19 protein-coding genes are annotated in these 26894 nt (G+C 65.8%); 7 read left to right on the top strand and 12 right to left on the bottom strand.

Annotated elements, in window-relative coordinates; all coding sequences use genetic code 11:
• The first annotated feature begins 79 nt into the window (after window positions 1-79).
• Both L1O02_RS25350 and L1O02_RS25345 read left to right on the top strand, forming a co-directional pair.
• Window positions 80-5224 carry a DNA repair ATPase gene (locus tag L1O02_RS25350; protein WP_108544425.1) on the top strand — a complete coding sequence of 1715 codons (5145 nt, stop codon included), beginning with the start codon at window positions 80-82 and terminating at the stop codon, window positions 5222-5224.
• A gap of 39 nt (window positions 5225-5263) precedes the next feature.
• A complete protein-coding gene (locus L1O02_RS25345) occupies window positions 5264-5953 on the top strand; it encodes a phospholipase D-like domain-containing protein (protein WP_108544427.1) in 690 nt (229 codons plus the stop codon).
• Window positions 5954-5982: 29 nt separating this feature from the next.
• Here L1O02_RS25345 and L1O02_RS25340 read toward each other — a convergent pair whose 3' ends face one another.
• Together L1O02_RS25340 and L1O02_RS25335 are read right to left on the bottom strand one after the other, a co-directional pair.
• Window positions 5983-7713, bottom strand: coding sequence for a hypothetical protein (locus tag L1O02_RS25340; RefSeq protein ID WP_108544428.1), 1731 nt, complete (start codon window positions 7711-7713; stop codon window positions 5983-5985).
• Window positions 7714-7849: 136 nt separating this feature from the next.
• On the bottom strand, window positions 7850-9586 hold the full coding sequence (locus L1O02_RS25335) for a hypothetical protein (protein WP_235758904.1): 1737 nt from the start codon (window positions 9584-9586) through the stop codon (window positions 7850-7852).
• 219 nt (window positions 9587-9805) lie between these two features.
• On the opposite strand from L1O02_RS25335, the gene L1O02_RS25330 reads away from it, so the two are divergent.
• From L1O02_RS25330 to L1O02_RS25315, 4 genes are all read left to right on the top strand, one after another.
• The gene (locus L1O02_RS25330; RefSeq protein WP_060837708.1) at window positions 9806-10348 is read left to right on the top strand and encodes a YaeQ family protein; all 543 of its coding nucleotides are present in this window, start codon (window positions 9806-9808) and stop codon (window positions 10346-10348) included.
• 57 nt (window positions 10349-10405) lie between these two features.
• The gene (gene recJ, locus L1O02_RS25325) at window positions 10406-12115 is read left to right on the top strand and encodes a single-stranded-DNA-specific exonuclease RecJ (RefSeq protein WP_072451195.1); all 1710 of its coding nucleotides are present in this window, start codon (window positions 10406-10408) and stop codon (window positions 12113-12115) included.
• Between the two features lie 353 nt (window positions 12116-12468).
• Entirely contained in the window at window positions 12469-12858 is a 390-nt protein-coding gene (locus L1O02_RS25320; RefSeq protein ID WP_108544432.1) for a hypothetical protein, read from the top strand.
• Between the two features lie 244 nt (window positions 12859-13102).
• A complete protein-coding gene (locus L1O02_RS25315) occupies window positions 13103-14209 on the top strand; it encodes an NADH:flavin oxidoreductase/NADH oxidase (protein WP_060837711.1) in 1107 nt (368 codons plus the stop codon).
• A gap of 162 nt (window positions 14210-14371) precedes the next feature.
• Here the strand turns inward: L1O02_RS25315 and L1O02_RS25310 are convergent, their stop codons facing one another.
• Window positions 14372-15991 carry a glucan biosynthesis protein D gene (locus L1O02_RS25310; RefSeq protein WP_108544434.1) on the bottom strand — a complete coding sequence of 540 codons (1620 nt, stop codon included), beginning with the start codon at window positions 15989-15991 and terminating at the stop codon, window positions 14372-14374.
• Window positions 15992-16192: 201 nt separating this feature from the next.
• Here L1O02_RS25310 and L1O02_RS25305 point away from each other — a divergent pair, with 201 nt between their 5' ends.
• The gene (locus L1O02_RS25305; protein ID WP_108544436.1) at window positions 16193-16726 is read left to right on the top strand and encodes a GNAT family N-acetyltransferase; all 534 of its coding nucleotides are present in this window, start codon (window positions 16193-16195) and stop codon (window positions 16724-16726) included.
• On the opposite strand, the gene L1O02_RS25300 is transcribed toward L1O02_RS25305, so the two are convergent.
• The 9 genes from L1O02_RS25300 to L1O02_RS25260 form a co-directional block, all read right to left on the bottom strand.
• On the bottom strand, window positions 16723-17916 hold the full coding sequence (locus tag L1O02_RS25300; protein WP_108544439.1) for a DUF418 domain-containing protein: 1194 nt from the start codon (window positions 17914-17916) through the stop codon (window positions 16723-16725). The two genes, L1O02_RS25305 and L1O02_RS25300, sit on opposite strands and share 4 nt — an antisense overlap.
• 170 nt (window positions 17917-18086) lie before the next feature.
• Window positions 18087-19097 carry a hypothetical protein gene (locus L1O02_RS25295; protein WP_235758902.1) on the bottom strand — a complete coding sequence of 337 codons (1011 nt, stop codon included), beginning with the start codon at window positions 19095-19097 and terminating at the stop codon, window positions 18087-18089.
• A 35-nt stretch (window positions 19098-19132) separates the two neighbouring features.
• The gene (locus L1O02_RS25290; RefSeq protein ID WP_060842578.1) at window positions 19133-19543 is read right to left on the bottom strand and encodes a hypothetical protein; all 411 of its coding nucleotides are present in this window, start codon (window positions 19541-19543) and stop codon (window positions 19133-19135) included.
• A gap of 205 nt (window positions 19544-19748) precedes the next feature.
• Window positions 19749-21173, bottom strand: a complete 1425-nt coding sequence (locus L1O02_RS25285; protein WP_060842579.1) for a gamma-aminobutyraldehyde dehydrogenase — start codon at window positions 21171-21173, stop codon at window positions 19749-19751.
• 39 nt (window positions 21174-21212) lie between these two features.
• Entirely contained in the window at window positions 21213-22022 is an 810-nt protein-coding gene (locus L1O02_RS25280; protein WP_060837717.1) for an ABC transporter permease, read from the bottom strand.
• Window positions 22012-22956, bottom strand: coding sequence for an ABC transporter permease (locus tag L1O02_RS25275; protein WP_235758900.1), 945 nt, complete (start codon window positions 22954-22956; stop codon window positions 22012-22014). The genes L1O02_RS25280 and L1O02_RS25275 overlap by 11 nt, the downstream gene beginning before the upstream one ends.
• Window position 22957: 1 nt before the next feature.
• A complete protein-coding gene (locus L1O02_RS25270) occupies window positions 22958-23995 on the bottom strand; it encodes an ABC transporter ATP-binding protein (RefSeq protein ID WP_235758898.1) in 1038 nt (345 codons plus the stop codon).
• Between the two features lie 85 nt (window positions 23996-24080).
• Entirely contained in the window at window positions 24081-25232 is a 1152-nt protein-coding gene (gene ydcS, locus L1O02_RS25265) for a putative ABC transporter substrate-binding protein YdcS (RefSeq protein ID WP_060837720.1), read from the bottom strand.
• Between the two features lie 88 nt (window positions 25233-25320).
• Window positions 25321-26811 carry a gamma-aminobutyraldehyde dehydrogenase gene (locus L1O02_RS25260; protein ID WP_082729824.1) on the bottom strand — a complete coding sequence of 497 codons (1491 nt, stop codon included), beginning with the start codon at window positions 26809-26811 and terminating at the stop codon, window positions 25321-25323.
• Window positions 26812-26894: the final 83 nt, after the last annotated feature.

The raw sequence follows: 26894 nt of genomic DNA, 5'->3' as shown, positions 1-26894 counted from the left end.
GGCCTTGTGTCGGGCACCGGGCTCCAGGTTTGAGGAGCCCGCTTTTTTTGCACACCGCCGTAGATCCAGGAAGGCCACGATGTCGGACGCTCAAGTCGCAACTCCCCCGCAGGACGTATTGGACAAGGCCGTCGCCGAAGGCGGCGCCTATGAGGTGCTGCACAAGCGCCTGCTGGACCAGGGCCAGCGCCTGCGGGCCACCACCGACGACCTCAACCAGAGGCGTCTCGACGAGTTCGGCAACAGCCGCATGGAAGTGGTCGGGCGGGTGCGCATCCGCACCGAGAACAACTGCATCGCCCGGGACATCGTCCAGGTCGGCGACTGCCTGTTGTTCGGCTACAACGTGTTCATCGGCCTGAAGAAGGAAACCAGCGTCGCCGACGTGTTTTCCCTTTACCGGCTGGTGGAGGAGGGCGAAGGCTACGAAGCCGAGCCGGTGCCCCTGGAAGGCAGCTTCCTGGCGGCCCAGGGCTTCCTCAACGATTTCAACGAGCTCTACACCTATTACAAGAACACCCGCCTGCTGCAACTGGCGATCCGTGACGGCAAGCTGCTGGCGAGTTTCCAGATCGGCGAGCGCGTCACCGATGTGCGGGTGTTCCGCTGGTCGATCTCGGTGGACGGGCGCGAAGTCCGTTACATCGACAACCGCGGCGAACGGGATATCGCCCTGCCGGCGCCCTTCGACTTCGAATGGAAGAAGGCCACCCGCGAGATGGTGGTCGAAGGCCGCTTCCCGCACCTGAACATCCTCGACACGGTGTTCGTCGAAACCATCGGCGGCGACCTGACCATCAAGGTCGAGAACAACACCGAGTCCGGCCTGGGCATCTACCGCGAAGAGGTGCTGGACAAGACCCAGTCCCTGGACGACTCGCAGATCGAATTCGCCCGCCTGGGCAGCCTGATCCTGCTCAAGGTCCTGCCGTACCGCGAAGAGCAGTGGCGCTACCTGGTGTTCAACAGCCTGACTCGCCAGGTGGAGCGCATCGACGCCATCGGCCTGGCCTGCGTGCAACTGCCGGAAGACCACGGGATCATCTTCCCCGGTGGCTATTACCTGCAGAGCGGCGAGTACAAGACCTTCGAACAGTCCATGGACGGCATGCGCTTCAAGCGCTCGGTGCGCTCGCCCAACGGTGAAGATGTGCAGTACATCTTCTACCACCCGGAGCAGGGCCGCTCGGTGCTGCTGACCTACAACATGATCAACCGCCAGTTGCAGAACCCGCTGTTCGGCCACGGTTACGCGCGCCTGGAAGACGGGCGCATGGTGATCTTCGCCGCCGAAGGCGACGAGCCGACCCGGGTCCACCCGATGCAGGTCTGGCAGACCCCGTTCTTCACCGAGGAATACGCCGCGCGGCAACCGACCCGCAGCGGTTTCCTCGGGCGCATCGGCAACGCCGAGCTGGTGCGCAGCGTTTCCGATCTCTACGACCTGTGCCGCGAGATCGACACCCCGGCGGTGTCGGTGCAGCGCTATTCGCTGCTGTGCCAGAACACCCGGCGCCTGTTCGATGTGTACCACTGGCTGGGTAGCGCCGAGCTCGAAGGCCTGGCCCCATTGCTGCGCGAGGTGGCCTCGACCTCGGAGCTGGTGCTGGATGAATACGAGAAAGTCGAAAGTATCCGCCGCCAGTCGGACCAGGCCATGGTGGCCGCCGAGGCCAAGCAGAAAGCCCTGCTCGACAGCCTGCTGGTGGACAGCTGGGACCAGGTGCAGAGCTTCGTCGATGCGCTCAACGGCATCACTGCCCAGCGCGGCCTGCTGCTGACCATTCGCGACTACCGCTACATCGACGTGGCGCGCATCGACGCCATGGAAGCCGAGCTGCTCAAGGCCCAGGAGCGCACCGCCGCTGGCACCGCGACCTTCCTCGCCAGCGACCAGGCCCTGCTGCCCTTCGTCACCCAGTTGGAAACCCTCGACGCCCAGGCGCAGAAAGCCGAAACCGTGGCCCAGCTCAACGAGCCCCTGGGCGCCCTGCAAGCCATGGCCGGCGACCTGGACATGCTGTCGAGCCTGATGGCCTCGTTGCAGATCGACGACGCCACCCAGCGCACCCGGATCATCGAATCGATCTCGCAGATCTACGCCCGCCTGAACCAGGCCAAGGCCCGCGCCGAGCAACGGCGCAAGGGCCTGGGCTCGACCGAGACCGTGGCGCAGTTCGGCGCGCAGTTCAAACTCTTCAGCCAGGGCATCACCAACGCCCTGGCCCAGGCCCAGGACCCCGAGCGTTGCGACGAGCAACTGTCGCGGCTGCTGGTGCAGCTCGAAGAGCTGGAGAGTCGCTTCGGCGATCACGAACAGTTCCTCGGCGACATCCTCGGCAAGCGTGAGGAACTGCTGGAAACCTTCGAGGCCCACAAGCAATCGTTGCTCGACGAGCGCCAGCGCAAGGCCCAGGGCCTGCTGGACGCGGCGCGGCGGATTCTCGACAGTCTCGGCCGGCGCACCGCCAAGTTCACCCAGGCCGAGGAACTCAACGCGTTCTTCGCCGCCGACCCGCTGATCCTCAAGCTGCGGGAGCTGGCCGAGCGCCTGCGCGAGCTCAAGGACAGCGTCAAGGCCGACGATGTCGAGTCGCGCCTCAAGGGCGCCCGGGATCAGGCCGTACGTGCCCTGCGCGACAAGACCGAGCTGTTCGAAGAGGGCGGCAACGTCATCAAGCTGGGGCCGCGCCACCGTTTCAGCGTCAACACCCAGGAGCTGGACCTGACCCTGATGCCCCGGGGCGACGAACTGCACCTGCACCTGACCGGCACGGATTTCCTTGAACCGTTGCGCGACCCCGAGCTGGAAGCCCTGCGGGACTTCTGGCAGGTGGCCCTGGAGTCGGAGTCGGCCCAGCTGTACCGCGCCGAGTACCTGGCCGGGCAAGTGCTGGATGCCGCCGACCGCGGCCAGGAAGGCCTGAGCCTGGAAAGCCTGAAACCCTTGCTGGCGCACCCCGAGGAACTGGCGCGGGTGATCCGCGACTTCGCTGCGCCGCGCTACAAGGAAGGCTACGAGAAGGGCATCCACGATCACGATGCCGCGGCGATCCTCCTGCAACTGCTGCCCCTGCGCGACAGTGCCGGCCTGCTGCGTTTCGGCGCTTCGGCGCGGGCTTTTGCCGCGTTGTTCTGGGACCGCCAGCAGCACCAGCCGCAACCGCAGCAATGGGCCGAGCGGGCCCGCACCAGCCGGCATATCCAGCAACTGTTCGGTCGTCGTGAAGGCTTGTTGCAGTTGCAGGACGAAATCTTCCTGGCGCTGCAGGACTGGCGTCAGCAGCAGGCCTTCAGCCTGCCGGCGGAGCTGTTGCCGGAAGCCGCCGAGTACCTGGTGCAGGAACTGGCCGCAGAACGCATCGAGTTCACCTTCAGCAAGTACGCCAGGCAGTTGCAGGAAGCCCTGACCCTGCGCCTGCAAGGCGCGCGCATGTGGGACGACTACCAGCAGGCCCTGGCCCAGCTGGCCGAGCGGCCCGCCGCGCAGTGGGCGCTGGCCGGCAACTGGCTGTCGGCGCTGTGTGCCGAGGGCGAGTTCGCCGAGTGGAGCGACTACGTGCCCGAGGCCGTGGCCCTGTCGCTGTTGCGGGACGACTTTGCCAAGCGCATCACCGAAGTCGACCTGCGGTTCAGCGTCGGCAACCTGATGGGCGAACACCCGCGCATCCAGGAACGCAGCCTGTCCCTCACCGTGGACGGTTTCTTTGCCCGCCTGCGGGCCCACCGCGAACAGTTCCTGCCCGGCCTGCAGCGCTACCAGGCGCTGCGCCAGGGCATCATCAGCCGCGAACGCTCGGCCCTGCGCCTGAGCGAATTCAAGCCGCGGCCGCTGAGCTCCTTCGTGCGTAACAAGCTGATCAACGATGTGTACCTGGGCTTTATCGGCGACAACCTGGCCAAGCAGATGGGCACCGTGGGCGAGAACAAGCGCACCGACCTGATGGGCCTGTTGATGCTGATTTCGCCACCGGGCTACGGCAAGACCACCTTGATGGAATACGTGGCGCACCGCCTGGGCCTGATCTTCATGAAGATCAACGGCCCGGCCCTGGGGCACCAGGTGCGCTCCCTGGACCCGGCCCAGGCGCCGGACGCCACCTCGCGCCAGGAGCTGGAGAAGCTCAACCTGGCCCTGGAAATGGGCAACAACGTGATGCTCTATGTCGACGACATCCAGCACACCCACCCCGAGTTCCTGCAGAAATTCATCTCGCTGTGCGACGGCACCCGGCGCATCGAAGGCGTGTGGAAAGGCCGCACCAAGACCTACGACATGCGCGGCAAGAAGTTCTGCGTGGTGATGTCGGGCAACCCGTACACCGAGTCCGGCGAGGTGTTCAAGATCCCCGACATGCTGGCCAACCGGGCCGACATCTATAACCTCGGCGACACCCTGGGCGGCATGCAGGAAGCCTTCGCCCTGAGCTACATCGAGAACGGCCTGACCTCCAACCCGGTGCTGGCGCCCCTGGCCACCCGCGACATGGCGGACGTCTACCGCTTTGTCGCCAAGGCCGAAGGCAAGGCCTTCTCCAGCAACGAACTGAGCCACAGCTACAGCGGCGCCGAGATCAACGAAATCACCACCACCCTGCAACGCCTGATGCAGGTGCGCGACGTGGTGCTGCGAGTCAACCAGCAGTACATCGCCAGCGCCGCCCAGGCCGACCAGTACCGCAGCGAGCCGCCGTTCAAGCTGCAGGGCAGCTACCGCAACATGAACAAGATGGCGGAGAAGATCTCGGCGGTGATGAACGACGCCGAGCTCCTGCAACTCTTGGCCGACCACTACCAGGGTGAATCCCAGTTGCTGACCACCGGCGCCGAGGAAAACCTGCTCAAGCTCGCCGAGCTGCGCGGCAACCAGACCCCGGAGCAGAGCGAACGCTGGGCCCAGATCAAGCGCGACTTCGTGCGCAACCGCTCCATGGGCGGCAGCGACAGCGATGTCGGCACCCGGGTGGTGGCCCAGCTCAACGATCTGGTGGAAGGCGTGCGCGGCCTGGCCCGGCCGGCGGAACAGCAGGGCATGCGTGAAGTGCTGGAAAACCTCTCCGAGCACCTGGAGCAGAGTTTCCTGCCGCTGCTCAAGGTCATGCACAAGAAGATCGACGTCGACCTGCACAGCCACCAGCGCATTGGCGACATCGCCACGCGGGTGGACGAATTGAGCCGCATGCTCAGCCACGGTGATGTGCCGACCCTCAAGGACTCCCAATAGTAGGAGCCGGCTTGCCGGCGAACAGCCAAGGATCACGACATGGATTTTGCCCACCTGGACCGGCAACTGCGCGACAGCCTGCTGGACCTGAAACTGAGCAACGAAGAACGGGACGAACTGCGCCAACTGGGCAGCGAACTGGGCAGCGACCAGGTGCGCTACCTGCGCAACCGGGCCTTTGACCTGGTGCGCGAGCTGGCGCTGGCGGACAGCGCCAATGTGCTGCCGGCGCTGAAATGGCTGGAGCAGGTGATCAAGACCCTGGACACCCACAGCGCCCCGGTGCGCGACATGGCCAGCGCCCACTTCAGCCCCGGTGAAGACTGCCGGCGCAAGATCCGCGACCTGTGCCGCCAGGCACGAGTCTCGGTGGATATCTGCGTGTTCACCATTTCCGACGATCAACTGAGCGACGAAATCCGCGCCTGCCACCAGCGCGGCGTGGCCGTGCGGGTGATCAGCGACAGTGAAAAGCAATTCGATGTCGGCAGCGATATCGCCGCGCTGCGCGAGGCCGGGGTGCCGGTGCGGATCGACGACACGCCGTTCCACATGCATCACAAGTTCGCCGTGTTCGATGGCCGAACCCTGCTCAATGGCAGCTTCAACTGGACCCGCAGTGCCACCACCGGCAATGAGGAAAACCTGCTGGTGATCGACCACCCGCAACTGGTGGCCAGTTACCTCAGGGAGTTCAACGAACTCTGGGCCCGCTACGCGCCGCGTTAAGGCGTGTAGCGGCGGGCCAGCACCCGGCCTCAGGCAGCGCTCGGCTGACTCCAGAGGCTGTCGTCGGCCAGCCTGTCGAGGAGTTTCTGGCGCAACCTATGGGCCTGTTCCGGGGCGCTCTGGCTCAGGGTTTCCAGGGCCAGGTGCAACTGCTGCAGCGGGTTTTCGCTATTAAACAGGCTGCCCAGTTCCAGGCCGGCAATGGCTTCTTCGAAACGTTGCTGACGGATATGGTTCAGCAGCGTGGCGTGGCTCAACTGGCTGGTATAGGAAACGTGCTGTTCCACGCGGCTCTTGAGCTCGGCGGCCTTTGCCTGCTCGTCGATGTAGAGATAAACCAATGCCAGCTGTGCCAGGTGGTAGTTTTTTTCCGCTGGGTCCATCGCCGCATTCTGAGCTTCGTCGTCGAGCGCTTGCACGGTCTGGTCCAGCAGTTCGACGGCTGGCCGGGTCTGTTCCAGGTCGTGCAGTAGTTTGGCCTGTGCTGCCTGTTTCACCGGGCGATCGGCGTATTCGAGCTGGGTGTTGAGGAGCGCCACTTCCTCAAGACCGTTGCGGATCAGTTCGCTGTCGCGCCGCTCGGGCGCCAGGGCAGCCTGCACCCACAACTGGGTTTCCACGATCAGCAGGCGATGCCACGGCCATTGCTCAGCGCCACGCCAGGTCTCCAGTGTCAGCAGGGCCTGCTCCAGCAGGTGGGCGCACCAATGCGGGTGTTCCTCGAAGTAGGTGCGCCACAGAGAGAGCAGGCACCACAGACGCTGCGAGGGCGCGACCGCGCAGGCCTGCAAGGCCGCCTCGGCCTCGGCCAGCTCATGGCGCGCGACATGCCAGTGCAACAGGCTCAGCAGCATCTCGCTGGCGTGTCTCACCGGCACCTGGGCGATCAGCGATGCCGCCAGATCCGGACGGCTGGCGTCCAGGATCAGCTTGAGCAGCGGTGGGTAGCCGCAGTAGTCCTCGGGCTCGGGGTTCTGCGCCAGCAGTTCGAACCCGGCGTCGAATTTCCCGGCTTGTATCAGCAAGACCACGACGATGATCTGGGCCGACGCGGGCAATTGCGCGGCCATGGCCGGGAACTGCACGTCCTGCCCCTGGGCACGGTACTCGCGCAGGGTCTGTTCCACTTCATACGGGTCCAGTTCGTCGGCCGGTTGTTTGAGCTGCAGTTGCCAGGCCAGGCCGATGCTGATGGCGGCTTGCTCGGCCAGGCCCACACTGCGTTGCAGGGTTGCCAACTTTCGGTGCTCACTGGCACAGCCCTGGTTCAACTGCTCGACACCGAAGGTCACCAGCAAGGCGCGGGCCTGCTCAAGCTCACCGCGGGCCACCAACAGCGGGATGCGCAGCAGGGGGGCTGACGGCAGGGGCTGATGCAGGCGCTCCAACAGGCTCAGCACCGCCTGCGGGCCGTCCTTGTCGAGCAGGGTTTCGAGCAGTCGGTACAGCGCCATGGGCTGGCAGGTTTCATCGAGCTCGGCCAGGATTTCCAGGGCCTGGGCCTGGTTGCCTTGCCGGTACAGCGCGGCGGGTATCGGCAGCAGCCCCTGTTGCCGGGCTTTGCCCGCCAGGCGCTGGGCCAGTTGCAGGGCCACCTGCGGTTCGACGGCGCTCAGGTACGCCGCGCGATAGATCTGCGCCTCCTCGTCCAGGTTGATGCCCAGGCTGCTGCCCTGGTCATTGCTGCTGCCCTTGTGGGCGTAGACCACCAGCAGCGAGATCACGCCGGTGATGAGCAGCAGGATGAGAAACACTTCCATGATTCGGTTTTCCTTGGGGGCGAGAACTGAGCCTGGCGGACCGCGGCAATGTGCTGCCGGCATTGAAACGGCTGGAGCCGATGGTCAAGCCCTTGGACGCCAACAGCGCCCCGTTGGGGCGCCAAAGGCCGCTGGGTCAGTTCGCCTGAGAGGCGCGCCAGGCCTGCCCGCTGCTGAACCGCTCCATCAGCTGTTGCTGAAGTTCGGCGGCGCGCTCGGGGGCGCGCTGGTGCAGCTCTTCCAGGGCCTGATACAGGCGTGACAGAGGTTTCTTGTCGCTGAGCAGGACGCTCAGGTTCAGGGCCTTGATGGCCTGGGCGTAGCGCTGGTGCTCGATGTGATTGAGCAGCAGGTCCTCTTCCAGGTCGCGACTGCCGGCCTCCAGGCTGTGCAATCGATCCTGCAGGGCCTGGGCCTGCTGTGCTTCGTCGATGCTCAGGTAGGCGCTGGCGATGTCCTCCAGGTAGAAGGTTTTGTCCATCTCATCGACCTCCGGCAGGCTGTCGCTGTCCAGCAACGCCAGGGCCTGCTCCAGCAGGGTCCTGGCCTGGGCCGTCTGCCCCAGGTCGTGCAGCAGCTTGGTCTGCTCGCGAATGCACAGCAATTGCTGTTCGCCTTCCTCCTGCTGATGCAGCCTGTGCAATTCCTCAAGGCTGCTGCGTACCAGCCAGCTGTCCCGACGATGGGCCGGCAGTCGGCTTTGCAGCTGGAGTTGGGTTCGCAGCGCCTGGATCCGCATGCCGCTCCAGAACTCATGGTCATGCTTGTAACCGTCGATCTGTTGCAGCGCCTTGGCCAGCAGTGCCTCGGCCCATTGCGGCTGCGTGGCGTGGTGCTGTTCGCAGAGACTGAGCATCAGCCCCGGATGCTGGCTCGGCTCAGTTTCCAGCGTCGGCAGCAGTGCTTCGGCTTCTGCGGTCTGGCCTTGTGTCGCCATGTGGTTCAGCAGGCTCAGCAGCAGGCTGTAGCGATGCAGGTCGGGGGCCTTCTCCAGCAGGCGCAGGGCGTTGTCGATGGGCGGCAGGGCCAGGGCCAGGTCCATCAGTTCGCTGTGCGTGGTGGAGTAGAGATCGTCGCTGATGGGGGCCAGCAGGCTGAGGGCAGAGTCCAGTTGACCGGCCTTGATCAGGGCGGCGACCGCCTGGGCCTGCTCTTCGGCCGGCAGCGACGCGGCGCGGGTGAGGATCGAGTCGAACTGGCCCAGGGTCGCGCTGGCCTCGAACAGTTGGCGCAGAATCGACTGGCGGTGGCCCTCCTCGGGCCCCTCGAACACCGACCATGCCTGCTCGACGCTGACCAGCGCCGCGTCCTGCATCCCGGCCTGATGCTGCAGGCGCGCCAGGGTCAGCAGGTTGCCGATGCTCTGGCGCTCATGGGCGGCCGCTTGGCGCGGGTCGCTCAGTTCGCCGAGCACGGCCAGGGCCCGCTCCTGTTCGCCACGGGCCTGGAGGATACGCACTTGCAGCAGCGGCCAGCTGGGCAGGGATTCCCCCCAGTTCTCCAGGAGTTCCAGGCAGGCTTGGCTATCGTCGGTGTCGAGCAGCGTTTCGATCAGGGTATTGAGTACGTAGTCCCGGGCGTGGGGCGGCAATTGCTGGTACAGCTCCCGGGCCTGGGCCTTGTGGCCCGCCAGGTAGAGCTCGCTGGCCACCAGCTGCGAGGCCAGTTCCCGGGCTTCGCCGGGCAGTTGCTCTGCCAGTTTCAGCGCCAGCAGCGGTTCGGCCTTGCTCAGCAGCAGGGTCTGGTTGATCTGGGCGGTGAGGTTGCCGGTCAGCTCCAGGCTCTCGTTGCGATCGGCGGTTTTTTGGCGGGCATACAAAATCAGCGCGATGAACAGCAGCACGATGACAAGCAGGGTGACAAAGAGAGTCATGGACGTCCTTTTCTATTGAACTGCGGCGTTGGCGCGGTGCGCGCCGGCCGATTCGCGCGGGGGTTATAAAACCCTGGTGGCAGGCTGGCAACCAACTTTACCGAGGCAATGCATTTCTGCGGATTTCAGCGCAAGGGCCTCCGGCCGGTCAGCGGTCGGGCAGGGCGGCAGGTTTCGGGTTAGACTTGCCGCCTTTTCGCACACTCAAGAAGCCCGCACATGGCCCAGCCGTCCACCACCTATAAATTCGAACTGAACCTGACCGACCTCGACCGCGGGGTCTACGAAAGCGTCAAGCAGACCATCGCCCGTCACCCTTCGGAAACCGAGGAACGCATGACCGTGCGCCTGCTGGCCTACGCCTTCTGGTACAACGAGCAGCTGTCGTTTGGTCGTGGTCTGTCGGAAGTGGATGAGCCGGCCCTGTGGGAAAAGAGCCTGGACGACCGCGTGCTGCACTGGATCGAAGTCGGCCAGCCGGACGCCGATCGCCTGACCTGGTGCTCGCGCCGTACCGAGCGCACCAGCCTGCTGGCCTACGGCAGCCTGCGGGTCTGGCAGACCCGGGTGGTGGACGCGGTGAAGAACTTGAAGAACCTCAACATCGCCGGCGTGCCCCAGGAGGTCCTTGAGACCCTGGCCAAGGACATGCCGCGGGTCATCAAGTGGGACGTGATGATCAGCGAAGGCACGATCTTCGTCACCGACGATCGCGGCCAGCATGAAGTCCAGCTGGAATGGCTGCTGGGCGAGCGCGGCTGATTGCCCGCGCCGCTCCTGAACGACCCACCGTCCCCCAAGAGAAGTTGCTGTTAGCCCATGCGTATCGAACCCCGTGAGTTGCCCGCCGTCCTGCCCTTTCTCGGCGACCTGCCGCCACTGCTGACCCGCCTCTACGCCGCCCGTGGCGTGCAGTCGGTGGAGGAGCTGGACAAGAGCCTGGCGCGGCTGATCCCGTATCAGCAACTCAAGGGCATCGATGCCGCGGTGGACTTGCTGGTGACCGCCCTGGACCAGCGCCAGCGCATCCTTATCGTCGGCGACTTCGATGCCGATGGCGCCACCGCCAGCACCGTGGGGCTGCTGGGCCTGCGCCTGCTGGGCGCGGCCCATGTCGATTACCTGGTGCCCAACCGCTTCGAATACGGCTACGGCCTGACCCCGGAAATCGTCGCCGTGGCCCTGCAGCGCGAGCCGCAGTTGCTGATTACCGTGGACAACGGCATCTCCAGCGTCGAAGGCGTGGCCGCGGCCAAGGCCGCAGGCTTGCAAGTGCTGGTCACCGACCACCACTTGCCCGGCCATGAACTGCCGGCGGCGGATGCCATCGTCAACCCCAACCAGCCGGGCTGCGAATTCCCCAGCAAGGCCCTGGCCGGGGTCGGGGTGATCTTCTATGTGCTGATGGCCCTGCGCGCGCGCCTGCGCAGCCTGGGACGCTATGAAACCCGGCCGCAGCCGAACATCGGCGAGCTGCTGGACCTGGTGGCCCTGGGCAGCGTGGCGGACGTGGTGCCCCTGGACGCCAACAACCGCATCCTGGTGCACCAGGGCCTGGAGCGGATTCGCGCCGGTCGCGCCCGGCCGGGGCTCAAGGCGATTCTCGAAGTGGCCAAGCGCGATCATTCGCGCATCACCTCCACCGACCTGGGCTTTATCCTCGGCCCGCGGCTCAACGCCGCCGGGCGCCTGGACGACATGAGCCTGGGCATCGAGTGCCTGCTCAGCGACGACGTCTCGGCGGCCCGGGCCATGGCCGCCCAGCTCGACGAGCTGAACCAGGACCGCAAATCCATCGAGCAGGGCATGCAGCGCGAAGCGTTGGCCCAGCTCAAGGAACTGCCGGTGGAGTCCATGCCGTTCGGCCTGTGCCTGTTCGATGCCGACTGGCACCAGGGGGTGATCGGGATTCTCGCTTCGCGCCTGAAAGAGCGTTACCACCGCCCGACCATCGCCTTTGCCGATGCCGGCGACGGCATGCTCAAGGGCTCGGCGCGTTCGGTGCCGGGCTTTCATATCCGCGATGCCCTGGACGCCGTGGCCGCGCGCCATCCGCAACTGATCAGCAAGTTCGGCGGCCACGCCATGGCCGCCGGGCTGTCGCTGCCGGAGCAGAACTTCCCGGCCTTTGCCGAGGCCTTCGACGAAGAAGTGCGGCGCCAGCTGCGCGAAGAAGACCTCACCGGGCGCCTGCTGTCGGACGGCACCCTGGCGGTGGAGGAGTTCCACCTGGAACTGGCCCGCGCCCTGCGCCACGCCGGCCCCTGGGGCCAGCACTTCCCCGAGCCGATGTTCCATGGCGTGTTCGAACTGGTGGAGCAGCGCATCGTCGGCGAACGCCACCTGAAAGTGGTGCTGCGTAGCGAATGCGGCTCGCTGAAGCTGGACGGCATCGCCTTCGGCATCGACCGCGAAGTCTGGCCCAACCCGACCATCCGCTGGGTGGAACTGGCCTACAAGCTCGACCTCAACGAGTTCCGTGGCCAGGAAACCGTGCAGTTGATGATTGCCCATATCGAACCGCGTTAAGGGCGACGAGGGTGGTTTCGCCAGACTTTTGGAAAGCGGGATGGCGGTATGTCTCTTTCTTTTGTAAGGGGTTTCCGAGACACTCCCGGGCGCTTGTGGCGACCTACTCAGCTGACTAGTCTCGGTTCATCACTGCCTATCAGTGATCGGGAATAGCAGCCCGGGTCGAACGCAAGCGATGCCATCAGCACTGCCATGCAGATTTGCAGTGTGTTGTTATGGCGGCTGTGCGTGGGGGCGCTTTCGGGCGCACCGGTTCCTCGACCCGGTCTGCTAGCCCGCGTACAGCCGCCACCCTGTTTAAACGTCTAGCAGCGTTAGGTGTGGAGGCTTCATCGTCGAGGAGCTACACCATGAAAAAGATCCTCCCCGATCCGCCGGTTCTCCATCCTTCTTCCCGTCGTAATCCAGACCACGATCTGGCCAATGAAGCTGTGCGCCATGCCCTGGCCAACACTTGCGTAAATGGCTCGTTGATCGCGACTCTGCAACCCACCGTGGCCGGCCCTGCAGGGCCTGATAACCCCTTCGCTGTGCGCCCCGGCATCAGTGCCGAAGAGGCATTGATTCATGTGTCCATGCTGCTCAAGGCCGCCGAGGAGGTGTCCGATGAAATCACCGAGCACGCCAGCGGCGTGGAGCGCGGCCTGATCTGGTCGCTGGTGCATTCGGTGGAGATGGCCATGGCCCGCGGCGTGGTGGAAGCCTTGCTTGATGGCAATCGCAGGGGGCCTGCAATCTGACGCTCTGCTAGCCGCTGCCCCGCCGCAGCGGCTAGCGCTTGGGCCCGGGGGCAAGTTTTTACCCCGGCACGCATCAGGAACCCTGCCAGCGGCAGTGTTGTCGACTAGTCTCTAAGCACTGTCTGATTGGCCTTGTGACCTTTTGTCATTCCTCTACCCGCGGGGGCGGGCGCTTCACTTCGCAGTCACTCGTCGACCGTTCAAACAGAACCCTGGAGCCTGACCATTGATCGAGAGGTGCCCCATGAGTCTGCTGCTTGAACCCTATACCTTGCGTCAACTGACCCTTCTCAACCGCATCGCCGTGTCGCCCATGTGCCAGTACTCGTCGGTGGACGGGCTGGCCAACGACTGGCATCTGGTGCACCTGGGCAGCCGTGCCGTCGGCGGCGCCGGGCTGATCTTCACCGAAGCCACGGCGGTCACCGCCGAGGGCCGGATCACCGCCCAGGACCTGGGCCTGTGGAACGATGCGCAGATCGAACCCTTGCAGCGCATCACCCGTTTCATCACCGCCCAGGGCGCCGTGGCCGGCATCCAGCTGGCCCATGCCGGGCGCAAGGCCAGTACTCATCGGCCCTGGCTCGGCAAGTCCGGCAGCGTCAAGCCCGAGGATGGCGGCTGGGTGCCGGTGGGGCCCTCGCGGATTGCCTTCGACCCACAGCACACGCCGCCCACCCAACTGGACGAAGGGCAGATCGGCGAGATCATCCAGGCCTTCGTCGCGGCCGCCAAGCGGGCCCTGGTGGCCGGCTTCAAGGTGGTGGAAGTGCATGCCGCCCATGGCTATTTGCTGCACCAGTTCCTCTCGCCCCTGAGCAATCAGCGTCAGGACCAGTACGGCGGCTCGTTTGAAAATCGCATTCGCCTGGTGTTGCAAGTGACCGAGGCGGTACGAAAAGTCTGGCCCGAGGAGTTGCCGCTGTTTGTGCGGGTGTCGGCCACCGATTGGGTGGAGGACGGCTGGAACCCCGACGAAACCGTGGAGCTGGCGCGGCGTCTCAAGGACCTGGGGGTGGACTTGATTGATGTGTCGTCCGGCGGCACCGCGGCCAATGCCGAGATACCCACCGGGCCGGGCTATCAGACGCGCTTTGCCGAGCGGGTGCGCAAGGAGTCGGGGATCGCCACCGGCACCGTGGGCTTGATCACCGAACCGGCCCAGGCCGAGCACATTCTGCGCACCTGTCAGGCGGACATCATCTTCCTCGCCCGGGAGCTGTTGCGCGACCCGTACTGGCCGCTGCATGCCGATGACGACCTGGGCGGGCGCAAGGCGATCTGGCCGGCGCAGTACCAGCGGGCCACCCACAGGGACCAGCCGATTCATGAGTCGGACTTGCGCGATTAAGGTTGTGCCGATGTAAAAAAACCGGCCCGTGTGGGCCGGTTTTTTGTGTCTGGCTGCTGGCCGCCTTCGCGGGCAAGCCCGCTCCTACGGAGGCGGTGCGGTCTGTAGGAGCCGGCTTGCCGGCGAAGAGGCCCCTAGGGCGTGCCGGGGGCTGTCAGCCGATCAGGGGTATTTGCGCTTGTCCGGCGCCGGCGGGAAGTACTGGTACAGCCAGGTTTCGCTCAGGGTGCGGTCGTGGGTGCGGATGAACAGCCGCAGTTCCACCGGATCGACGCTGTCGTTGGTGGGGTACCAGTCGAAGAGGATGCGGTAGCCCTTGATCTCGTCCAGCACCAGGATGCTGAAATCCTTGACCTCGCCGTGGGAGGCGGTGACCACCGGTTCGATGCCGGTGCCGGCAGGCAGGCGATCGAGGCCGCCACCGGTGAAGTCCACGGCAAAGCGTCGGGCCCAGACTGGCGGGTAATGCTCGCCCGGGGCCCAGCCCTCGACGAAGCCGCCCATGCCCGAGCGGGTGGCGTGCACTCGCGCCAACGGCGTGCCCACCGGCGGCAGGGCGCTCCAGTAGAGCTTGTAGCCGTAGTTCAGGGAGTCGCCGGCGGCCACGGGTTGCTTCGGGGTCCAGAAGGCCACGATGTTGTCCATGGTCTCGCCGGTGGTGGGGATCTCCAGCAGGTCGATGCTGCCTTCGCCCCAGGCGGTGGTGGGCTCGACCCACAGGCTCGGCCGGCGGCTGTACCAGTCCACGGTGTCCTGGTAGCTGGCGAATTCATGGTCGGTCTGCACCAGGCCGAAGCCTTTCGGGTCCTTGTCGGCGAAGGCGTTGAATTGCAGGGTCGCCGGGTTGTTCAGCGGACGGCAGATCCACTCGCCATTGCCGCGCCACATGGCCAGGCGGTCGGAGTCGTGGATCTGCGGGTGGATGGTGTCGCACATGCGCCGTTCATGGGTGCCGCAACTGAACATGCTGGTCATGGGGGCGATGCCCAACTGCTCGATGGCGGTGCGGGCGTTGATGTGGGCGTCGATCTCCATCACCACGCGCTCGGCCTGACAGTCGATGTCGAAGCGGTAGGCACCGGTGGCGCTCGGCGAATCCAGCAGGGCGTAGACCACGAAACGGGTGCTGTCCTTGTCCGGAGTCTCGAACCAGAACTGGGTGAAGTCGGGGAATTCCTCGCGGCGCTTGGCGTAGGTGTCGATGGCCAGGCCCCGGGCCGACAGGCCGTACTGGCCGGTGGCGTCCACCGCACGGAAATAGCTGGCGCCGAGGAAGGACACCACGTCATGCCTGTCCAGTTCCGGGGCCTTGAACAGCTTGAACCCGGCAAAGCCCAGGTCGCCCTTGAGCTGGGCGGTGTCGACGCTGGTGTTCTGGTAGTTGAACAGCGACGGGCGGAAGTGCACCTCCCGGGCCAGGCGGGTCTTGGGGTCGACGCTGTGCATGCGCACCGGTTGCTTGAAGCCCATGCCCACATGGAAGAACTGCACATCCAGCTGGCCGTTCAACTCATTCCACAGTGAATGCTGGCTGTCGTACTGGATGGCGTTGAAGTGCTGCGGCGTCATCTGCGCCAGGGTTGGCGGCAGCACTTGCTTGGTGTCTACATACGGGTTGCCGGCCAACTGCCTGGCCTGGGCCTTGAGGCGCTCGAAATCGAAGGCCTGGGCGTCGCCGTCAGCGGCGCCGGCCCAGGCTCGTGCGGCCAGCAGCCCGCTGGCCGAGAGGCCGGTGTAGGCCGCCAGGGCCATGGAAGCTTTGAGGAGGTGCCTGCGGTGCATAGATGAACCTTGTGGGGGGCTGGGATCGTCAGCCGCTCCTGGCTGACTGGGGGGATCGCAAGGTGAGGTCCGGCCATGCCATTGGCCAGACGCAGCGGACGATAAATAGAGGGTCGCTAGAATAAACGGTTCGCCCCAGGCAGAAAAATGCTTAGCTTGTGTCCATTGGTAACCACTTGAATCGCCTCAGGAACCGGCCTCATGTTGCACCCGCGTGCCCTTACCGCAAACGATATCCCGCAGCTCAAATGGATCGACCGCGCCGAAGTCATCGACGGCTTCTACCGTGTGCAGGATGGCCGTCTGATCGGCTATGCCCAGCTTGAGGTGGTCAGCGGCTGGCCGGAGGGCGAGGCCGAGCATGACGCGCTGATCTTGCAGCAGTGTTACCAGCGTGGCGGCTGGTTGTACGGGATTTTCGACGCTGAGGTGCTGGTGGCGGCAGCGGTGGTCGATTGCCTGGCGATCGAGTGCGCCGGGCTGGATTTGCGACAGTTGAAATTCCTCCACGTGAGCCAGGCTTATCGCGGCCTTGGCCTGGGCCGGCAGCTGTTCGCCCTGGCCCGGGAGCAGGCCCTGGCCATGGGCGCCCAGGGCTTGTATGTATCGGCCACGCCGTCGTGGCACACGGTGGACTTCTACCGGCGCCTGGGCTGCGAAGTGCTGGCGACCCCGGACCCGGAGCTGCTGCGCATCGAGCCGGAGGATATCCACCTCTGTCTGCGGCTGGTTTAAGCCTGCGCGCGCTTGCGCCAGTGCGGCCAGGCGCCGATGGTCAGCGCCCGCAGCAGCCATTCGCAGGGGCCGTACTGATGGCTGCGCAACCAGCCTGCGCTGAGCTGCATCTGCAACAGGTAGATGGCGATCACCAGCAGGGGAATCCACAGGGGCTGCAGGTGGTTGATCAGCCCCAGCCCGTAGCCGGTGAACAGCAGGCACAGGATCAGCGATTGCAGCAGGTAGTTGCTCAATGACATCCGTCCCAGTGGCGCCAGGCGTTGGCACAGGCGCTGGCCCAGAGGCGAGTCGAAGGCCCGAAGCAGCAGCATGGCGTAGCTGGCCGAGAGCAGCGGTGCGCTGATCTGGCTGATGCCGTAGCCGATGACCTCCAGGCCGCCACCGGGCGCGTAGGCGCTGCAGTAACCGTAGAACAGGGCGCCCCCCAGGCCGATGGGCAGGGTCAGGGCCAGCAGCCGGGGCACCCGCGCGGCAAAGCGCTCGGGCGCCACCAGCAGGCCCTTGCGTCCGGCCACATAACCCAGGAGGAACATCGCCAGGGTGCTGGGCCCCTGCAGCAGCCACAGGGCCGAGGCGGTTTCCAGCAAATGCGCAGCGTTGTAGCCGAGGGTGTCCAGTGCATCTCCACCCAGGGCCAGATCCTTGAGCAGCGGCTGGTCGTCGGCGGCCCCGGTATAGAGGCCGGCGTTCAGCAACTCGATGCCAAACAGCAGAATCAGCAGCGCCGTGGCGCCGATCAACAGGATCGCCAGGATGGCCGCCATCCGTGCTGTCAGCCCGCGCAACGCCAGCAGCACCAGGCCCAGCAGCGCGTACAGGGTGAGGATCTCGCCGTAGAACAGCAGCGCGCCATGCACCAGGCCGATGGCCAGCAAGGCCAGTTGCCGCCGCAGCATGCGCGGCACGAAGCGTTCACCCGCCCGCTCGGCGGAGGCCATCTGCAGGGTGAAGCTGTAGCCGAACAGGAAGGAGAACAGCAGGTAGAACTTGGCCTCGAACAGCACCGACACCAGCCAGCGGATCAGGTGGTCGAGGTCGCTGGCGTAGGCCGGGTTGCTGACCGGCGAGGCGTAGTAGGGATCGGCGAAAGACCAGATGTTCACCGCCAGGATGCCCAGCAGTGCGAAGCCGCGCAGGGCATCGACCTGCTGCAGGCGTGCGGCCTGGCGCGGCAATGGCGCGTTCATGTCCGGGGCCCGGGCAACAGGGCGTGTTCCAGAGGGACGAGGGGCATGGGCTGGCCTGTCGGTTAAAGGAGTGAAGGCTCAATTAACGCGATCAGGCGGCGTGGGGGCAATCAAACTCTTGTGAAAAAAAGTCAACGGGCCTGCGCCGGGGCTGGCACGCCGCTCCGAGTTCAGCTCTGCGCCGGCAGGCACTGGGCTCCGGCGGCGGGCGTTTCGCCCTTTTTGGTCCACCAGGTCAGGCGGTTGAGGCTGTTCAGGTCGCCACGCTTGATCGCTTCCCGGTAGCAGGCCAGGGCCCGGGGGGCATCGGTGGTGCCCCACTTACCCTCGGCGTAGCCGCTGCCCAGGTAGTAGAAGGCGCTGGCCGAGTCCAGTTCCCGGGCGGTGCGCTGCACCAGCTCTTCGGACTTGCGGGGTTGCTGGCATTCATTGACCGAGCCATCGCCGAGCGGATCGCAGTAGTACATCGACAGCATCAGCGCCGCCTCGGCATCGGTCTGGGCATAGGGCAGCAGCAGTTCTTCCGGCTCCCCGGGCTTGAGCTCCGGCGCCATGCCCGAGTAGCCCAGGCTCACGGCCTGCACGGCCGCCTTGGCCGAGCCATGGCGGGCGGCGTCCAGCAGAATCTGCTGACCCAGCTCGAAGAAGTACTGGGTCAACAGGTATTGCTCCCGGCCGCCGTAGCCCAGGAACAGATCGGCCTTGCGCATCTGCCGTTGCAAGGCTGTTTCGTTGGCCGGGGCGTCCTGGTCGAGCAGGCCGTCCATGGACCACTGCTCCACCCGCACCAGTTGCCAGCAGGCGCCCTGTTGAAAGACGAAGGCCTGGACCACATCGCCCAGCGGGTCATGCACCACCAGGGTCTGGCTCTCCCAGAAGGATTGCAGTCCGGCCCGGGCCTGGGCCTTCGGATCGAGCAGGGTCAGCAGGTGTCGGGTATCGCCCGTCAGCTTGTGCCGGGTGGTGATCTCGCGTCCGTACTCGTCGTGGGCCGGGCGCTGTTCGATCAGCGGCGAATCGGTGAACGCCTGCTGCAGTTCCGGGCTGCTGGCAAAGGCCTGGAGGAAGGTCGGCAGGTCGCTGGACGGGCAGGCGGGGGCAGCGGCCTGGGCCGCTTGAGCGGCACCACCGAGCAACAGGGCGGCGCACAGTGGGCGCAAAAGATGACGAAGGGCGGGCATCGGCGAACTCGTTGAGGTGGGAGACAGAGCGTCGGTCATGGGCTGTCCGGGGCGGGCGCGGGCAGCAGGCGGCGGCACAGCCACTGGGCCAGAGCGATCGCCAGCAGCGGCGGCACGCTCATCAGCAGGCAATAGACGTAGCCGCGTACCGGATGGTTGGGAAACATCGCCCAGGCGGTGAACAGCACCAGGGCGCCGACCAGGCCCAGCTTGGCCTTCAGGTTGGGCACCAGGGCCACCAGCACGCTGACGATGATCAGCAGATAAAACAGTAAATCCACCATCACACCCAGGCCAAAGCCCTTGGCCAGGGCGCCGAAGTAGCTGCGATACACCGGTATGCCCCAGACATGCGCCAGATAGAACAGCGGCGCCGGCAGCGCAAGCGGCACCAGGCTGGTGCAGATGCGCAGCAGGTGATAACGGCTTGTGGCGTCCAGGCTCATGGACGGCGCTCGCGGGCGGTGGTGGTGGGAGGGCGGGGCATGGGCGCATCCTTGCTGCCGGAAGGTGTTCAGCGATTCCGGTCGATGGCGCCGGGGTTTTCAGGCGGCGGATAGTGCCGCAACTGGGGGCGCTAATCCAGTCTGGCGGCTGGGGATCGAGCGGCAGGCGCTGTGGGGCCAGCGCCTGCCGATGGCCCGTGCAGGCTCAGTGCTTGAACATGACGTGGCGGACCGTGGTGTAGTCCTCCAGGCCATACAGGGACATGTCCTTGCCGTAGCCGGACAGTTTCTGTCCGCCGTGGGGCATTTCGCTGACCAGCATGAAGTGAGTGTTGACCCAGGTGCAGCCGTATTGCAGGCGTGCCGACAGGCGATGGGCGCGGCCGACGTCGGCAGTCCACACTGAGGAGGCCAGGCCGTAGTCCGAGTCGTTGGCCCATCCCAGGACCTGGGCTTCATCCTCGAAGCGGGTCACCGAAACCACCGGGCCGAAGACTTCGCGGCGGACGATTTCGTCGTCCTGCCGGGCGTCGGCCAGCACCGTGGGTTCGAAGAAGTAGCCGTTGCCCGGCACGGCCTTGCCCCCGGTGATCAGGCGCATGTGCGGCTGGGCGAGGGCGCGCTCGACAAACCCGGCCACGCGGTCGCGATGCGCGGCGGTGATCAGCGGCCCCAGCTCGGTCGCCGGGTCGTCCTGCAGGCCGTGGCGGATGCTGCCGACGGCGGCGCCGAGCTGCTCGACGAAGCGTTCGTAGACCCCGGCCTGCACGTAGATCCGGCAAGCGGCAGTGCAGTCCTGGCCGGCGTTGTAGAAGCCGAAGGCGCGGATGCCCGCCACCGCATCGTCGAGGTCGGCGTCGTCGAAGATGATCACCGGGGCCTTGCCCCCCAGTTCCATGTGCATGCGTTTGACGCTGTCGGCGGTGCTGGAAATGATGTTCGCGCCCGTGGCGATCGAACCGGTGAGCGACACCATGCGCACTTTGGGGTGGGTCACCAGCGGCTGGCCGACGCTCGGGCCACGGCCGAACACCAGGTTGAGCACGCCGGCCGGGAAAATCTCGCTGGCCAGTTCGGCCAGGCGCAGAGCGGTCAGCGGGGTCTGTTCCGAGGGCTTGAGCACCACGGTATTGCCGGCGGCCAGGGCCGGGGCGATCTTCCAGGCGACCATCATCAGCGGGTAGTTCCAGGGGGCGATGGAGGCGATCACCCCCACCGGGTCGCGGCGGATCATCGAGGTGTGCCCGGGCAGGTATTCCCCCGCCGCCGAGCCGCCCAGGCAGCGGCTGGCGCCGGCGAAGAAGCGGAACACGTCGGCGATGGCCGGGATTTCATCATTCAGGGCCGCGCTCAGGGGCTTGCCGCAGTTGTCCGATTCCAGCCTGGCCAGCTCGGCGCCGTGGGCCTCGATGGTGTCGGCGAGCTTGAGCAGCAGCAGCGAGCGGTCCTTGGGCGGGGTCTGCGACCAACTGGCGAAGGCGTCGTCGGCGGCCCGCACCGCGGCGTCCACCTGGGCCTGGCTGGCCTCGTTGATCTCCACCAGCACGCTGCCCAGGGCCGGGTTGTACACCGGCTGGGCCGGCCCCTCGCCGGCCACCAGTTGGCCGTTGATCAGCAATTTGGTCTGCATGTTCATCTCCTTTCTTGGCGCTGAGGGTAGGGAAGCGGGTTATTTGCCGCCGCTGCCGGCCACGCTTTCGCCGCCACGGGTCAGGTAGTAGGCGCCGAGGATCGGCAGCATGGTCACCAGCATCACCAGCATGGCCACCACGTTGGTCACCGGTACGTCCCGGGGCCGGCTCAACTGGTTGAGCAGCCACAGCGGCAGGGTGCGTTCATGGCCGGCGGTGAAGGTGGTGACGATGATTTCATCGAACGACAGGGCGAACGCCAGCATGCCCCCCGCCAGCAAGGCCGAACCGAGGTTGGGCAGGATGATGTAGCGGAAGGTCTGCCAGCCGTCGGCGCCCAGGTCCATGGAGGCTTCGATCAGGCTGTGGGAGGTGCGCCGCAGCCGGGCGATCACGTTGTTGTGGACGATCACCACACAGAAGGTGGCGTGGCCGACGACGATGGTGAACAGCCCCGGCTCGATGCCCAGGGTCTTGAAGGTCGCCAGCAGGGCGATGCCGGTGATGATGCCCGGCAGGGCGATGGGCAGGATCAGCATCAGCGAGATGCCCTGCTTGCCGAAGAACTCGCGGCGGTACAGGGCCGCCGAGGCCAGGGTGCCGAGGACCAGGGCGATCAGGGTGGCGATGGCGGCGATCTGCAGCGACAGCTGGATGGCGTCCAGCACGTCGGGGCGGTTGAAGGCCACGCTGAACCACTTCAGGGTCAGGCCCCGGGGCGGAAAGCTGAAGGCCGCGTCCTCGGTGTTGAAGGCGTAGAGGACGATGATCAGGATCGGGAAGTGCAGGAACACCAGCCCGCCCCAGGCCGCCAGACGCAGGCCGAAGGATGCTCGTTCAGAGTGCATCGAAGGCCCCCAGGCGTTTGACGATGGACAGGTAGATGGCGATCAGCACGATGGGCACCAGGGTGAAGGCGGCGGCCATCGGCAGGTTGCCGATGGCGCCTTGCTGGGCGTAGACCATGCTGCCGACGAAGTAGCCCGGCGGGCCCACCAGTTGCGGCACGATGAAGTCCCCCAGGGTCAGGGAGAAGGTGAAGATCGAGCCGGCGGCGATGCCCGGCACCGCCAGCGGCAGGACCACCAGCATGAAGGTCTGGCGCGGCGTGGCCCCGAGGTCCGCCGAGGCTTGCAGCAGCGAGGGCGGCAGACGCTCCAGGGACGCCTGGATCGGCAGGATCATGAACGGCAGCCAGATGTAGACGAACACCAGGAAGCGCCCCAGGTGCGAGGTCGACAGGGTGCTGCCGCCGACCCCGGGAACGCCCAGCAGCCATTGCAGCCCCGTCTCCAGCCCCAGGTGCTGGATGAACCACTGGGCCACGCCGCCCTTGGCCAGCAGCAGGGTCCAGGCATAGGCCTTGACGATGTAGCTGGCCCACATCGGCAGCATCACCGCGATGTAGAAGAACGCCTTGGTCTTGCCGCTGGTGTAGCGGGCCATGTAGTAGGCGATGGGAAAGGCGACGATGGCGCTGGCAATGGACACCGCCACGGCCATGCCCAGGGTGCGCAGGATGATGTCGACGTTCGACGGCTGCAGCAGCGCGGTGAAGTTGCCCAGGGTCAGCTCCGGGGTGACCGCCATGGTGAAGTCGTCGAAGGTGTAGAAACCCTGCCACAGCAGGGTCAGCAGGGAGCCGAGGTAGATCGCGCCGAACCAGATCAGCGGCGGCACCAGCAGCAGCGTCAGGTACAGGTTGGGGCGCCGGTACAGCAGGTTGGACAAGCGCCGCAGGGGCGTGTCGCCGCTGCCTTGGACGAGGGCCTGGGTGCTCATCTCAGGCCTCGCTGGTCGGGGTGTCGGTCAGCGGGATCATCGCCTCCCGGGCCCAGCGGGCGCTGATGCGTTGTCCGGTGCAGTGGCTGCTGCCGGTGTCCAGCCATTGGTTGTTGGCCTGGCTGATGTTCAGGGTCTGGCCATTGTCCAGCTTCATTTCGAAGCGGGTGGCGCTGCCCTGGTACTGGATGTCTTGGAGCAGGCCGCTGATCTCGATCTCCGAGGCCGCCAGCGGGCCTTGGGCGAAACGCACGTGTTCCGGGCGGATGGAGAAGGGCTGCGGGCTGCCGCTGAGCTGTTGCGCCAGCTCGCCGCGAATCACGTTGGAGGTGCCGACGAATTCGGCGACGAAGGTGGTGGCGGGTTTCATGTACAGGTTGCGCGGGCTGTCCACCTGTTCGATGCGGCCCTTGTTGAATACCGCCACCCGGTCGGACATCGACAGGGCCTCGGTCTGATCGTGGGTGACGAAGATGAAGGTGATGCCCAACTGGCGCTGGAGTTTCTTCAGTTCGCCCTGCATCTGCTCGCGCAGTTTCAGGTCCAGCGCCCCCAGGGGTTCATCCAGCAGCAGTACCCGTGGCCGGTTGACCAGGGCCCGGGCCAGGGCCACCCGCTGGCGCTGGCCACCGGACAGTTGCGCCGGCTTGCGCTCGCCATAACCGCCCAGGGCCACCATCTGCAGGGCCGCCTCGGCGCGCTCCAGGCGTTCGTGGCGGGCCACCCCCTTGACCTTCAGGCCGTAGGCGACGTTGTCCCGCACGTTCATGTGGGGGAACAGCGCGTAGTCCTGGAACACCGTGTTGACGTCCCGTTGATAGGGCGGCAGGCCCGCGGCCTCGGCGCCGTGAATGCGGATCGATCCGGCGCTGGGCTGCTCGAAGCCGGCAATCAGCCGCAGGCAGGTGGTCTTGCCCGAACCGGACGGGCCGAGCATGGAGAAGAATTCACCGTCGTGGATATCGATGGACACCCGGTCGACGGCCTTGACCTCGCCGAACTGCCGGGAAACCTGGGTGAACTGGACTGCAAGGGTCATGGTGCACTGCTCCGCAAAGGCAGGGCCGCCACTGGCGGCCTGCCTGGACTGCTGGGTCGACGAGGGCCGGGTTGGACAGGTCGTTCTAGCGGCCACCCATGATGGCGATGTAGTCCTGGGTCCAGCGGCTGTAGGGCACGAACTTGCCGCCCTCGGCCTGTGGGGTTTTCCAGAAGGCGATCTTGTCGAACTGATCGAAACCGTTGGTCTTGCAGCCCTCGGCCCCCAGCAGCTCGCTCTCTTTGCAGGCCGCTGGCACCGCCGGCAACGAGCCGAACCAGGCGGCGACGTCGCCCTGGACCTTGGGCTTGAGCGACCAGTCCATCCACTTGTAGGCGCAGTTGGGGTGCTTGGCCTCGGCGTGCAGCATGGTGGTGTCGGCCCAGCCGGTGGCGCCTTCCTTGGGAATGGTCGAGGCGATCGGCTGTTTCTCGTTGACCAGGCCATTGACCTGATAGGGCCAGGCGCTGGAGGCCACCACGCCCTCGTTCTTGAAGTCGCTCATCTGCACCGTGGTGTCGTGCCAGTAGCGGTGGATCAGCGGTTGCTGGGCGCGCAGCAGATCGAGCACCGCCTTGTACTGGGCCTCGGTCAGCTCATAGGGACTCTGGATGCCCAGTTCCGGCCGTGCGGTCTTGAGGTACAGCGCCGCGTCGGCGATGTAGATCGGGCCGTCATAGGCCTGGACGCGGCCTTTGTTGGGCTTGCCGTCCGGCAGGTTCTGCGCCGTGAACACCACGTCCCAGCTGGTGGGCGCCTGCTTGAACACCTGGGTGTTGTACATCAGCACGTTGGGGCCCCATTGGTAGGGGGTGCCGTAGGTCTTGTGCTCGACCACGTACCAGGGGCCGTCCTTGAGGCGCGGGTCGAGGTTCTTCCAGTTGGCGATCAGCGCGGTGTTGATCGGTTGCACCCGCTTGCCGGCAATCAACCGCAGGGAGGCGTCGCCGGAGGCGGTCACCAGGTCGTAGCCGCCCTTGGCCATGAGGCTGACCATCTCGTCGGAGGTGGCGGCGGTCTTGACGTTGACCTTGCAGCCGGTTTCCTGCTCGAAGCCGGTGACCCAGTCGTAATTCTTGTCGCTCTCGCCCCGTTCGATGTACCCCGGCCAGGCGACGATATCCAGTTGGCCTTCGCCCGGGCCCACGGCCTTGAGCGGTTCGGCGGCCTGCAGGCTGGCGCTGGCCAGCAGGGCGGTGGTGAGAGCACTGAGGATTGCGGTCTTGTGCGCGGACATAGGAATTGCCTCTGCTTTTATTAGGATCGGGGCAGTGGTTGACGATGTGTGCTGCGGCCGCGGACGGCTTGTTATTAGCGTAGTGGTGTTATTCCAGCTCGTTGCCGTGGCGCGCCATGATGTGGCGCACCACGCTGTAGTCCTGCAGTGAGTCGCTGGACAGGTCCTTGCCGTAGCCGGAGCGCTTGAGGCCGCCGTGGGGCATTTCACTGGCCAGCATGAAATGACTGTTGATCCAGGTGCAGCCGTATTGCAGGCGCGCCGCCACTTGCATGGCCTTGTCCAGGTTTTGTGTCCAGACCGAAGAGGCCAGGCCGTATTCCGAGTCGTTGGCCCAGTCCAGGGCCTGCTCCAGTTGTTCGAAGCGGGTGACGGTGACCACCGGTCCGAACACCTCGCGCTGGACGATCTCGTCGTTCTGGCGACAGCCGGCCAGCAGGGTCGGCTGGTAGTAGAAACCGGCGCCGGAGTGCACCGCCGCGCCGGTGATGCGTTCGATGTGGGGCTGGCTCAGGGCGCGCTCGACGAAGCTGGCCACCCGGTCGCGCTGGCGGGTGCTGATCAGCGGGCCGATTTCGTTGTCGGCGTCGCGCTTGCTGGCAAAGCGCAGGCTGCTGACGGCGCTGCCCAGCTCCGCCACCAGGCGGTCGTGGATGCCGGCCTGGGCGTAGACCCGGCAAGCAGCGGTGCAGTCCTGGCCGGCGTTGTAGTAGCCGTAGCTGCGCACGCCCTCGACCACGGCCTCCAGGTCGGCATCGTCGCAGACGATCACCGGTGCCTTGCCCCCCAGTTCCAGGTGGGTGCGCTTGAGGGTCTTCGCCGCGGCCTGGAGGATTTTCTGGCCGGTGACTATGTCGCCGGTCAGGGACACCATGCGCACCTTCGGATGGCTGACCAGATGGCTGCCGACCCCTTCGCCGCCACCGCAGACGATGTTGATCACGCCCCGTGGCAGCAACTGCGCCAGGCTCGGGGCCAGGGCCAGGATCGACAGCGGGGTGTGTTCCGAGGGCTTGAACACCAGGGTGTTGCCCGCCGCCAGGGCCGGGGCGATCTTCCAGGCGGCCATCATGATCGGGTAGTTCCAGGGCGCGATCGAGGCCACTACGCCGATGGGATCGCGGCGCACCATGCTGGTGTAGCCGGGCAGGTACTCGCCGCTCAACTGGCCGGTCTGGCAGCGCACCGCACCGGCGAAGAACCGAAACACGTCGATGCTGGCGCCGAGGTCGTCCTGGCGCGCCAGGTGCAGCGGCTTGCCACAGTTCAGGGCTTCCAGGCGGGCCAGGTAGTCGGCCTGTCTTTCCAGGCTGTCGGCAATCGCCAGGAGCAGGTTCGAGCGTTGCTGCGGGGTGGTCCGCGACCAACTGGAGAACGCCCGGTGGGCGGCGAGGATCGCGCTTTCCACCTGCTCGCTGCTGGCTTCGGCGATCTGCGTCAGCACCTCGCCGGTGGCCGGGTTGAGAATCGGCTCGACCCGACCCTGGCCGTTCACCAGTTCGCCGTCGATCAGCAATGCCGTGCACAGCGGAGTCTGTGGGCCAGCCATTTTGCGGGTTCTCTTTTCTGCTAGGGCCATGGGGCTCCCCTGGGGGTGAGTGCCCGGCCTGCTCTTATCGGGAATGCCCAGAGACTAGTGGCGGGGCCTGAGGTCGACAAATT

The sequence above is a fragment of the Pseudomonas sp. BC42 genome (genome assembly GCF_021560055.1).
Taxonomy (GTDB): Bacteria; Pseudomonadota; Gammaproteobacteria; order Pseudomonadales; family Pseudomonadaceae; genus Aquipseudomonas.
The sequence above is the reverse complement of the archived record's forward strand: the minus strand, read 5'-3'. Positions and strand labels throughout refer to the sequence as shown.